This window comes from Halobacillus sp., from assembly GCF_049282395.1.
Taxonomy (GTDB): Bacteria; Bacillota; Bacilli; order Bacillales; family Halobacillaceae; genus Halobacillus.
The window spans coordinates 20,621-31,637 of record NZ_JBAPTY010000014.1 but is presented as its reverse complement, the minus strand read 5'-3'; the positions used below and the strand labels follow the sequence as shown (position 1 = coordinate 31,637).

The following is an 11,017-nucleotide window of genomic DNA, read 5'->3' as shown; positions in this document are numbered from 1 at the left end:
CGACTACACCTTCGCTAATATCTTCGGCTGAAATCAAACCTGGTTTTCCAGCAGCCACAATTAATATATCCGCTTTTCTTGTATGCTCCTGTAAATTTTTGGTTCGGGAATGGCAATGAGTTACTGTAGCATTCTCGTTCAGCAGAAGTTGTCCTACCGGCTTGCCAACTAAATTACTTCTGCCAATAATCACAACATGCTTGCCTTCCAAGCTGATTTCTGCACGTTTAAGCATTACTAAGATACCGTAGGGAGTACAAGGGTAAAAGGTCTCTTGTCCTGTCATCATCTTCCCAACATTACTAGGATGGAAGCCATCTACATCTTTAGAAGGGTCAATGGCTTCAATAACTTTCTGGTCGGCAATTTGGTCAGGAAGAGGCAGTTGAACCAATATTCCATGAACCGTTTGATCCTGGTTAAGCCGGTCGATAAGTTCTAACAATTCTTGTTCAGATGTCGTTTCAGGCAGTTCAATTAGTTCAGAGTCCAGTCCTACTTTTTCAGATGCCCTCTGTTTTCCTCTTACATAAGACATCGATGCCGGGTCCTCGCCAATTATAACTACTACTAATTTCGGGTAAATTCCATTTTCCTTTAATCCTTTAACTTCTTCCTTCATTTCTTCACGGAGTTCTTCTGCTAACTGTTTTCCATAAATTACTTCAGCTGACATCTCGCATCCCCCTTATCTGCATTTATATCATTTTAGAAAGTACACCGTTCACAAACTTTCCGGACTCTTCTTCCCCGAAAATTTTTGCTAATTCAACGGCTTCGTTGATCGCTACTTGTGATGGAACATCTTCATTGTACTTTATTTCGTAGGCTGCCATTCTTAAGACTGTCTTTTCTACCTTCGGAAGGCGAGAAAAAGTCCAATTTACCAGGTTGTCCGAGATCCATTGGTCAATCTCCGACTGATGATTTGCCACACCGTGTACCAAATCATGCATAAAAGCATCGACCACAGGCTCTTCGATAACATGCTGAATAGCTTCCTCGATATCGATCTCACTATTGTTGACTTGAAAAAGCGCCTGAAAAGCCTTTTCTCGTGCTGCGCGTCGTTTCATGTTCATTCTCCTTTTAGGTAATATCCGTTTGCATAATAACATTTTAGTACAATAAAAGCTATTCCAATGTGAGGATTAAACAAGCTCAGTATAGAAGATGAAAAGGCCGGAAAGGGAAACAGTTCCCCTTTTCCGGCCTCCTGCTAAAATTCTTCACTGACGAGTTCGTCTTCTTTTGCTTCAATTTGTACTCCTACAATATGGACATTTATTTCATTAATCTCGAGTGCTGTCATATTTTTGAGTGCTTGACGAGTATTGTCCTGTATTTTTTGAGCCGTATCAGGAATTGAAATTCCATAGTCCATCACAACAAAGGCATCTATAAGAATCCCATCTTCTGTAAGTTCAACTTTAACACCTTTACCGTGATCTTTTTTCCCTAAACGCTCAACTACACCAGAAGCGAAATTACCACGCATGGAAGCTACGCCGGCCACTTCAGAAACAGCTATACCTGCAATTACTTCTATGACTTCAGGAGCAATCTCAATGTTACCAAGTGTCGATCCGTCCGTCACATTCAACAATTGCTTCTCACTCATAATGACCACCCCTTTTATTCTTCATCCTTCATTATAGTATATTTCTCAAGAAACATTGTGTTAAAGTCTCCGCCCACAAAAATTTCATGCTCCATCATACGCTGATGGAATGGAATTGTTGTGTGTACCCCTTCTATAATAAATTCATCCAGCGCACGTTTCATCCTTTGAATCGCCTCGTCGCGATCTCGTCCATAAGCAATGAGCTTAGCCACCATTGAATCATAATAAGGAGGGATCATATACCCTGGGTAAGCTGCAGAATCAACACGTACGCCAAATCCTCCTGGAGGAAGATACATATCAATACGCCCTGCGGAAGGCATGAAATTCTTGAATGGATCTTCAGCATTAATACGGCATTCAATCGCCCATCCCTCAAATGTAATTTCTTCCTGGGTAAAGGAGAGTTTTTCATTGTTGGCGATTTGAATCATCTCTTTGATTAAATCTACTCCTGTTACCATCTCTGTTACAGGATGTTCGACTTGTATCCGAGTATTCATTTCCATAAAATAGTATTCTTGTTCTTCTTTATCAAAAATAAACTCGACTGTCCCAGCTCCTGAATAATTGACAGCTAGAGCAGCCTTCACTGCAGCATCTCCCATTTTTTCCCGGATGTCTGGTGTAACTGCCGGAGAAGGTGTTTCTTCAATTAGTTTCTGGAGCCTTCTTTGGATGGTACAGTCACGTTCTCCCAAATGGACGGCATTCCCATGGTTATCGGCTAATACCTGAATTTCTACGTGGCGGAAATTCTCAATATATTTTTCAATATATACCCCTGGATTACCGAAGGCAGTTTCAGCTTCCTGTTGAGTCATTCGAATACCCGTTTTAAGATCATCTTCGTCTCGGGCCACTCGTATTCCCTTACCACCTCCACCTGCTGTGGCTTTGATAATGACAGGGTAACCAATTTCTTCAGCAATTTTTAATCCTTCCGCTTCATTCTTAATGATACCTTCTGAACCGGGAACTATAGGTACACCCGCTTCTCTCATCGTTTCACGTGCGACATCCTTTGTTCCCATTTTCTGAATGGCGTAGGAAGAGGGGCCAATGAACGTGATATTACATTCTTCACACATTTCCGCGAACTCAGCATTCTCTGAGAGAAAACCGTACCCAGGGTGGATCGCATCTGTTTCCGAAAGAGTGGCTACACTCATGATATTTGTATAATTCAAATAACTATCCTTACTTAACTTTGGTCCTACACAGTAAGCTTCATCAGACAGCTGTACATGAAGAGCCTCTTTATCTGCTTCAGAATAAACCGCTACCGTTTCAATTCCCATCTCTTTGCAGGCGCGGATAATTCGAACAGCTATTTCTCCTCTATTGGCTATTAAAACTTTTTTAATCAAAATCTCATCCCCCGTTACTTAGACTTTACGCGGAATAATGGTTGTCCGTATTCTACGAGTTCACCGTCTTTTGCAAGAATCTCGACGATTTCACCGCTGACTTCCGCTTCTATTTCATTGAATAACTTCATCGCTTCTACAATGCAAACAACGCTGTCCTCTTTCACTTGATCTCCGACCTGAACATAAGCTCCCTGATCTGGAGAAGGCGATTGATAAAAGGTCCCGACCATAGGGGAAGTAACTTCCGCATCATAATTAGCTTCCTGCTGTTCCTTCTTACCTGCTTCTTCCGGTTCCGCTTGCTCCTGTACTTCCTGCTTAACCGGCTCATTCTTCTGATCTTGCGATGGGGCTGGTGCTTGAACAGATTCCTGTACTTTTACAGGCTCTGACACTGGCGGACCTTGTTCCTTTTTCATGGAGACTTTGGTTCCATTGGATTCATAGCAGAATTCATCAATGTTTGATTGATCGATAAGTTTAATTAATTCACGTATTTCCTGCACCTTTAACATAGTTGGCACTCCTTTATGTACATAACTTTTTTATAACTGATATTAGTAATTCCTCTTAACATTTTACGACATAATACCACTTGACTGCAACTTCCTGTTTGGAAGCGGTTTATTCTAACCCCGTGCATGAATGTAAAAACAGGGCATTAGTCCCCTGTTCAATTTAATAACTCATAAAAAATGCCCCTTACCATTTAGGTTAGGGGCTTGCGATTATTTAGTCGGTTGGAATTGAACTTGCACGCGTTTTTCTCCAAACTCATCTGAAACCATCTGGATAATTTGATTGGTTTCAGACTTTGATAATTCTTCAGCTTTTAATGTGACATGGACGACCTCGTCTTCTGCTCGAACTAAAACATCTTCATATGGAGCACTTGCCTGAATAGTATTTTCTAATATAGATTCTTTAGATTGATTCTCCTTAATCGTTTCCATTTTTTCTAAAGCTTCATTTTTTTCCTGTGTAGTAAAATTACTCGAAGCTACGATTTCTGAAAGCTGTTCCTGAAGCTGATCTCTCTCGTTTTGTTTTTCTAAGCGGATAGCGGCGAATAGCTCCTCTGTTGAAACCTGTGAAATAACGGATCCGTCAGCAGAAGTTTCCACTCCTTCCGCATTTTCTGCATTGTTTCCATCCTCATTCACTTCTGTCCAACCATCTTCTTGAATAAAGGCCATCTCTCCATTATCAGGGGACGTCATGTAATAGACACTCAATACAATTAACAGACTTAACATCGTAAGTAACCAAACGGTTTGTTTTTTAACCAAGATAACCCCTCCTTATTGTTTAGGCAAGACAGAAATCCGATGACTGGGTACGTCTAAGACTCTGGATACAGCTTCGACCACCCACCCTTTAACTTGAATTTGATCGACCCCCTTAGCGGTGACGAATACACCACTGACCTCTGGTTTGGTCGTTTTTGTTAGTAAAGGAACTTCACGGTCTCCTTGGCGGACCAGGACTAACTGCTGTTCCTTTGAATAATCTTCAATCTCTCTTTCCCCTCCATTCTTATCTGTTTCCTTAGTGGTCTGCTTTCCTATAATTAAATTTTTGTCATACACTTTTTCATGAGTGGCTGATAGATTAATCATAATATCGACTGAACTTACCCCTTCGATGTTCTCCAGCAGTGGTTTTAATTGTTTTTCATATCCCTTTTCCAATTGGTTTATCGAGTCCGTTAATTCAGGTGCATCGTTTGCATCAGAGGATATTGCTGATTTTTCTGCCGTTTCGCCTTGTGCAGGCGGAGCGGGTTCGTTACTCTGGAACCAGTTGCTTGAGAGAATGATCAGAACGCCAATTAATCCAAGACCTATAAAATATTTAGGCTTATTAATCTTTTTTCCTTCTTTAGAAGACAAAGGTTCTAATAATTTACTCCACCATTTATTCATCCTCTTCCTCCCAGCGGATTTCTATTTGTGCTTTGTCTAATTCCAAGTATTTGGAGACCCAGTCCTGAATACTGTCAAGCTGTTTCTCCTCCTTGGGGGCCTGTTTCTCCATGATGGATATAGAAACATTCTCAACAGTCTTACTTTCTTCAAGAGGAGTAAGTGTTAGGACCAGCTTGTCCAGTGTATCCATTTGATACGGTTCTTGAAGAAAGCTCATTTCCAGATCCACCAGCTGCAAATTCTGCTCCTTGAGCGGATCTTTAAGCTCAGCTGACAATGATTGGGTAACTTGTTCTAATTTATATGCATCTTGTCCTTCAAGTATTTCTTTTTTCTTTTCTTCAATACTATCGTCCAGGGAATCAACTTCCATCTCTTCATTCATCGCGTACTCCGCTTTTTTCATTAGCTGCTCTGGATTTATCTTCAATAGTTGTAATAAAGGCCCTAGAAATATTAATAAGAGAAGCACGGATAGAACCAGACGAGCGTATTTCTTCATCAATCCTGATGGAAGAAGTGCATCGGCAACAATCGCTAACAGCAGAAATAAAACAATTCTTGTAATCCACTCTATAAAAAGATTCATCCTTCACACCCTCATCTAACCATCATGGTTATGTTGCTGGCTGCCACCATAATGACTATAACTAGAAAAAACATCATGGAAACCATTAACAATGCAGCAAATACATACATGATATGTCTGCTCACTACATCCATGGCTCGTATGATAGGGCCATCTCCTAGCGGCTGTAATAAAGCAGCAGCAATTTTATAAATGATGGCAATAGCGAAAACTTTAAGTGCTGGAAAAACCGCAATTCCGAGCAGAATAACTACTCCTGCAATCCCCAAAGTATTTTTCAAAACGAGAGAGGCACCTAGTATGGTATCTGTGGCATCCGTAAACAAGCGGCCTACGACGGGCACAAAATTTCCTGTTACAAATCTTGCCGTTTTCATCGTCACACCATCCTGAACAGCTGTGACCGTCCCTTGAACAGATATAACTCCTAAAAAAATAGTTAAAAAAATTCCCATGACTGCTAAGCCGGTTTTCCTTAATAGCTCTGCAAGCTGATCTACTTTATAAGTCTCATTGAGCGACCCAACAATCAAAAGCAAAGCAGAAGAAGTAAATAAAGGTATTAAAAGGAATTTCACTAGAAGACCACTGGACTGAACGAGAGCCACTATAATTGGATGAAAAAAAGATATAGACATTAAATGACTGAATGATGCCATAATTCCCAGCAAAAGTGGAAGCAATCCGATCATAAAGCTGCTCATTCTGTCGATTGCCTCTATCGTGTAATCAATCACCTGCCTAAAGCTTTCCAGGGCCAGTGTAAGCAGCACGAGATAAACAACTAGATAAGCGATTTTACTAATTACTGGATTTTCGAATGAATTCTGAACCGATTGGAGTAAAGTACTGAATAGAGTTAAAAACAATAGAGAGGCCAGCAATTTACCATTCAGCATCAACTCTTGAAAGAAGAATTGAAGGATTCCTGTGAACCAGTCCGATGTCTTAAGCGATCCCTCGTTTTGAATATATTCACGAAAGTTTTTCATATTGAAGGAGGGCATGTAATCTCCATAATCCTGGTCGAGCTCCTCCCAGCTATTCTCAAGCTCTTCCGTAGAAATGTAATCTAACATGGCAGGGGGTGCTTCAGGATTTTGGGAAGCCGATGAGATCAAGGGAAAACAAACGATGCCTAGGAATAAACAGACTATGAAAGATAAACGTTTCATTTCCTACCTCGCTATCTTATCCTAAGTATCCAGGAATAAAGTTTAGGATGGTCTCTATTACTGCAGTGACGATAGGAATCGCAAGCATTAATATGAATAATTTCCCTGCCAGTTCAACTTTAGAAGCTAATGAATTCAACCCAGCATCTCTGATTAATTGAGCCCCAAATTCTGCAATATAAGCGATTCCTATAATTTTCAAAATGGTCTTGAAGTAAAAGGGTTCCACCTGTGCTTGTTCAGCCATATAGGAAAGAAGTGCAAATATATGTTTGACCTGATCCAGAATGGATAAAAAGATAATGATGACGGTAAACAAAAGGAGCAGAAAAGCGGCCGAGGATTTATGCTCTTTTAATAAGATAATTAATAAGGCCGCTACTAGTCCTAAAGACACAATTTGTATAATATCCATAACTTCCTACCCCTGGTAAAGAAAAACTGATTTAATTTCTTGGAATAAATCAGCGAGCCGGTACAAAACGATGAACAGGACTATGATGAATCCTGTGAGCGTGACCGCCTGCGCAATCTCCTCTTTTCCCATTTGCTTTAGAATACTGTGTATCATCGCGACAATAATCCCTACACCGGCAATTTGAAAAAGTATCGTGGCATCTTGCAGCACAATGGCTCTTCCCCCTTTAAATAATTAATATGATGACAAGCAGGCCGCTTAATATACCCATACCACGAGCCATCCTCTGGTACTGCTCGACTCCATCCAAAGCTTCCTGGAGTTCTCGATCTAAGTGAAGGAGTGCCAATTGAATTTGTTTCTGCTGCTGTTCCAGATCATGCTGGCCTAAGGTGCGCCCAAACTGCAGTAAAATCTCCCATTCACTTTTCCCCATCGCATTCGAAGACCAATGCTTTTTCAATCGGGCTTCCCATAAAGAAGCAAAATCCGAACAAGGTTCTTGAACCTGGTTAATTTTTTCAAAAAACTGAGAGGTTGGCGGCGGTAAGTGTCTGGCTAAATTCTCACAGACTTCCCATAAGGAGGACTGCCCGTAGACCATTTCTGCTTCAATCATTTGCAAAGCATTTTTCCACTGCCGTATATGTCCCGGTCTTTGCTTAAACCGGGCTGCGATATCAAAACCGGCTAGTGTTGTTACTGTTAGGATGAGCACGGCCCCAATCCACTCCATGCAATTCCCTCCCCTTCCAATGAGCTATGGGCAGTCCACACTCGTCTAAAACGGTGACAGACCCAGCATTATTCGGGCTTAACCGTTCCAGAACAATATACCGTTCAAACACTCCATCTTCTATCAATTCTTTAGCTGAGGGCCGTTTCTGAACGTTTGTTATACTCGTTCCATGAATGCTGCATATAACTTCAACTCCAGTAAAAGTCGCTTCCCTAATCGCATTCGCATCAGCTGCCCCGCCAATTTCATCGACGATTAATACCTCTGGAGACATCGAACGTATCATCATCATCATGCCTTCTGCTTTAGGACAGGCATCCATAACATCTGTACGTTCTCCTACATCTAGTTGGGGGACTCCACGAAGACTGGCAGCTATCTCAGACCGCTCGTCCACAATGGCCACTTTACTTGCTCCTTGAGCCTCGTGACCTGAACCAATCCTCTGGGCCAACTCCCTTAATAAAGTGGTCTTACCTGAATGTGGGGGTCCTATAATCAAAGTACTTGTCCATCTACCATCCCGATATAAATAAGGGATTAGTTGATTAATCTGTCCTGTAGTATTCTTGGCCACACGAATATTCATAAATGCAATATGTTTTAGTGTCTCAACCTGATGGTTTACCGTATTAGCCTTTCCGGCTAACCCTACACGGTGACCTCCTTGAATAGTTATGAAGCCCTCTTTTAATTCATCTTTAAATCGGTAGAGCGAAAACTGACTGATCTGATTCAATACGTAGGATAGATCTACCGATGTAACAAGCGGCCCCTCTACTACTTCATTTTTCCTGGCATCAAGAACCTCAATTTTCTGATTGATTCGTAAGCGTATTTCTTGAATTGTCTTCCAATTCACTTTCCTTTTTAAGAGGATTTGGAAGTGATCGGGAAACAACCTGATAATCTCCTCCATCCTGTTCTGCTCCTTTAATTGGTTTACTTCATATGTATGTTCTATCTCATCTCTTATGACAATTTAAGAGATATAAAATAGATTTTCTCTATTAAAAAAAGCTCATCCCAATGAAGGGATGAGCTTTAAAAGAGCCTCTCTATTTGTTATGCACGTGAAACATATTTTCCATCTGTAGTACTGATCAACAGATTCTCACCTTCATTAATAAAGAAAGGTACCTGCACAGTCAAACCTGTCTCCAGGGTTGCAGATTTGGTCCCGCCGCTTGCGGTATCCCCTTTAATCCCTGGTTCCGTTTCCACTACTTTTAATTCAACGTTTTTAGGAAGCTCTACACCAATGGTCTCTGCCTGATAAGACTGGATCTGTACCTCCATATTTTCTTTCAGATAGTTCAACTGGTTTTCAAGCACGGATGATGGAATTTCTACTTGGTCATAAGTTTCCATATCCATAAATGCATGCATATCTCCATTGGCGTATAGATATTGCATTTTACGGTTTTCAATATGAGCACGTTCTACCTTTTCGCCTCCACGGAAGGTTTTTTCCTGAATATTTCCGTTTCTCAGGTTACGTAACTTAGACCGTACAAATGCAGCCCCTTTTCCTGGTTTCACATGCTGAAAATCCATTACTGACCAGATATCTCCATCCACTTCAATGGTGAGACCTGTTCTAAAATCATTAACTGAAATCATATATTTTTCCTCCTTCTATATCTTTTACAATGAAATAAGTTCTTTAGTAGATGTGCTCAAACGGTTGTTACCGGCGCTTGTAATGACCGTATCATCTTCGATCCGGCAGCCTCCGACGTTTGGTACGTATATTCCAGGCTCAACGGTTACTACCATTCCCTCTTCAAGCACCATATCAGAACGGAACGAAAGGCCAGGTCCTTCATGGACATCTAAACCAATTCCATGTCCAGTTGAATGGCCAAAGTATTCTCCGTAACCTTTTTCCTTAATATAATCACGCGTTAGGGCATCTGCTTCCTTACCTGTTATACCGGACTTAAGACCTTCCATACCTTTCAACTGTGCCTGCAGAACAACATCATAGATTTCACGCAGTTCCTCGCTAATTTCTCCAACAGCTACCGTACGGGTAATATCAGAACAATATCCTTTATATAAAGCTCCAAAGTCCAAAGTAACCAGCTCTCCAGACTGAATCTCTTTCTCAGATGCTACACCGTGTGGTAGAGCAGAACGGTAGCCTGAAGCAACAATAATATCAAAACTAGAAGAGGTAGCTCCCTGCTTTCTCATAAAGAATTCCAATTCATTTGAAACATCAATTTCCCTGACACCTGGTTTAATATAGCTTTGAATATGTTCAAAGGCATCATCAGCAATTTTTGCAGCAGCTTGTAAAATACTAATCTCATCATCCGTCTTTATCAAGCGTAGCTTTTCGACGATACCTGAGGTGGGAACAAGGTTTGCTTTTAATTCTTTGCGATATTGTTCATAGACACTATATGTAACATGGTCTTTCTCAAAGCCAATCCGTTCAAGTCCTAAACGCTCCACTTGATTGGCGACTTCTTTCACCATAGGATTTTTATGTTCTACGACCTCGAAATCAGACGCCTGTTCGTTAGCTTGTTCGATATACCGAAAATCGGTAATAAGTAAGGCTTCCCCACTTGTGACAAGCAGCGCCCCGGAGGAACCGGTAAACCCTGATACATATCGCCTGTTTTTTGGGCTCATAATCAGTATACCATCCAGTTCATCACTCATAACGGATTTTCGCAGATTTTCTAATTTACTCATCTTTCATGTCTCCCTTCAGATTCTATCTTTTTAATTATAGCTAATGCAGCCAGACGGTAACCATCTATACCAAAGCCTACAATCTGGCCCTGGGACACGGGAGCAAGCATGGATTGATGACGGAAGGATTCTCGCGCATGAATATTAGAAATGTGCACTTCCACAACTGGCAGGGAGATAGCGCTAACCGCATCTCTTAATGCAATACTGGTATGAGTATAAGCAGCTGGGTTCATAATAACACCCGCTGCCTGTACGTCAGCTTTATGCAGCTGGTCTACGAGATCCCCTTCATGGTTCGATTGGAATTCCTCTACTTCATATCCATACTCCCATGCAGTATCTTTAACGAGTTTTACAACATCAGCCAAAGAAGCGTTACCATAAGTGCCCGGCTCTCTCTTTCCAAGCATATTTAAATTCGGCCCATTAATTAAGAATAGGCGTTTTGCTGCCATCATT

General features: G+C 41.1%; 16 protein-coding genes. All 16 read right to left on the bottom strand.

Annotated elements, in window-relative coordinates:
• Positions 1 to 676: bifunctional 5,10-methylenetetrahydrofolate dehydrogenase/5,10-methenyltetrahydrofolate cyclohydrolase (locus WAM07_RS00750; RefSeq protein WP_422163921.1), on the bottom strand; the 676-nt coding region annotated here is incomplete at its 3' end.
• Between the two features lie 22 nt (positions 677 to 698).
• Entirely contained in the window at positions 699 to 1,076 is a 378-nt protein-coding gene (gene nusB, locus WAM07_RS00745) for a transcription antitermination factor NusB (protein WP_014643711.1), read from the bottom strand.
• Between the two features lie 143 nt (positions 1,077 to 1,219).
• Positions 1,220 to 1,621, bottom strand: a complete 402-nt coding sequence (locus tag WAM07_RS00740; protein ID WP_014643712.1) for an Asp23/Gls24 family envelope stress response protein — start codon at positions 1,619 to 1,621, stop codon at positions 1,220 to 1,222.
• Positions 1,622 to 1,635: 14 nt separating this feature from the next.
• On the bottom strand, positions 1,636 to 2,994 hold the full coding sequence (gene accC / locus WAM07_RS00735; RefSeq protein ID WP_422163919.1) for an acetyl-CoA carboxylase biotin carboxylase subunit: 1,359 nt from the start codon (positions 2,992 to 2,994) through the stop codon (positions 1,636 to 1,638).
• Positions 2,995 to 3,008: 14 nt separating this feature from the next.
• Positions 3,009 to 3,512: an acetyl-CoA carboxylase biotin carboxyl carrier protein gene (gene accB / locus WAM07_RS00730; protein ID WP_422163917.1), complete on the bottom strand. Its 504-nt coding sequence runs from the start codon at positions 3,510 to 3,512 to the stop codon at positions 3,009 to 3,011.
• Positions 3,513 to 3,725: 213 nt separating this feature from the next.
• Positions 3,726 to 4,286, bottom strand: coding sequence for a SpoIIIAH-like family protein (locus WAM07_RS00725; RefSeq protein ID WP_422163916.1), 561 nt, complete (start codon positions 4,284 to 4,286; stop codon positions 3,726 to 3,728).
• 12 nt (positions 4,287 to 4,298) lie between these two features.
• Positions 4,299 to 4,922: a stage III sporulation protein AG gene (gene spoIIIAG / locus WAM07_RS00720; RefSeq protein ID WP_422163914.1), complete on the bottom strand. Its 624-nt coding sequence runs from the start codon at positions 4,920 to 4,922 to the stop codon at positions 4,299 to 4,301.
• Entirely contained in the window at positions 4,915 to 5,514 is a 600-nt protein-coding gene (spoIIIAF, locus tag WAM07_RS00715; protein WP_422163912.1) for a stage III sporulation protein AF, read from the bottom strand. The genes spoIIIAG and spoIIIAF overlap by 8 nt, the downstream gene beginning before the upstream one ends.
• Before the next feature lie 11 nt (positions 5,515 to 5,525).
• Complete coding sequence (gene spoIIIAE / locus WAM07_RS00710; protein ID WP_422163910.1) at positions 5,526 to 6,689, bottom strand: stage III sporulation protein AE; 1,164 nt, start codon at positions 6,687 to 6,689, stop codon at positions 5,526 to 5,528.
• A 16-nt stretch (positions 6,690 to 6,705) separates the two neighbouring features.
• Positions 6,706 to 7,104: a stage III sporulation protein AD gene (gene spoIIIAD, locus WAM07_RS00705; RefSeq protein ID WP_014643719.1), complete on the bottom strand. Its 399-nt coding sequence runs from the start codon at positions 7,102 to 7,104 to the stop codon at positions 6,706 to 6,708.
• A 6-nt stretch (positions 7,105 to 7,110) separates the two neighbouring features.
• A complete protein-coding gene (gene spoIIIAC, locus WAM07_RS00700; RefSeq protein ID WP_014643720.1) occupies positions 7,111 to 7,317 on the bottom strand; it encodes a stage III sporulation protein AC in 207 nt (68 codons plus the stop codon).
• Positions 7,318 to 7,333: 16 nt separating this feature from the next.
• Positions 7,334 to 7,843 carry a stage III sporulation protein SpoIIIAB gene (gene spoIIIAB, locus WAM07_RS00695; protein WP_422163908.1) on the bottom strand — a complete coding sequence of 170 codons (510 nt, stop codon included), beginning with the start codon at positions 7,841 to 7,843 and terminating at the stop codon, positions 7,334 to 7,336.
• Positions 7,788 to 8,765 (bottom strand): stage III sporulation protein AA, encoded by a 978-nt coding sequence (spoIIIAA, locus tag WAM07_RS00690; RefSeq protein WP_422163905.1) that lies wholly within the window; start codon positions 8,763 to 8,765, stop codon positions 7,788 to 7,790. The genes spoIIIAB and spoIIIAA overlap by 56 nt, the downstream gene beginning before the upstream one ends.
• A 146-nt stretch (positions 8,766 to 8,911) precedes the next feature.
• Positions 8,912 to 9,469, bottom strand: a complete 558-nt coding sequence (gene efp / locus WAM07_RS00685; protein WP_422163903.1) for an elongation factor P — start codon at positions 9,467 to 9,469, stop codon at positions 8,912 to 8,914.
• A gap of 24 nt (positions 9,470 to 9,493) precedes the next feature.
• Positions 9,494 to 10,555, bottom strand: coding sequence for a M24 family metallopeptidase (locus WAM07_RS00680; RefSeq protein WP_422163902.1), 1,062 nt, complete (start codon positions 10,553 to 10,555; stop codon positions 9,494 to 9,496).
• Positions 10,552 to 11,016: a type II 3-dehydroquinate dehydratase gene (gene aroQ, locus WAM07_RS00675; protein ID WP_422163900.1), complete on the bottom strand. Its 465-nt coding sequence runs from the start codon at positions 11,014 to 11,016 to the stop codon at positions 10,552 to 10,554. The genes WAM07_RS00680 and aroQ overlap by 4 nt, the downstream gene beginning before the upstream one ends.
• Position 11,017 lies beyond the last annotated feature (1 nt).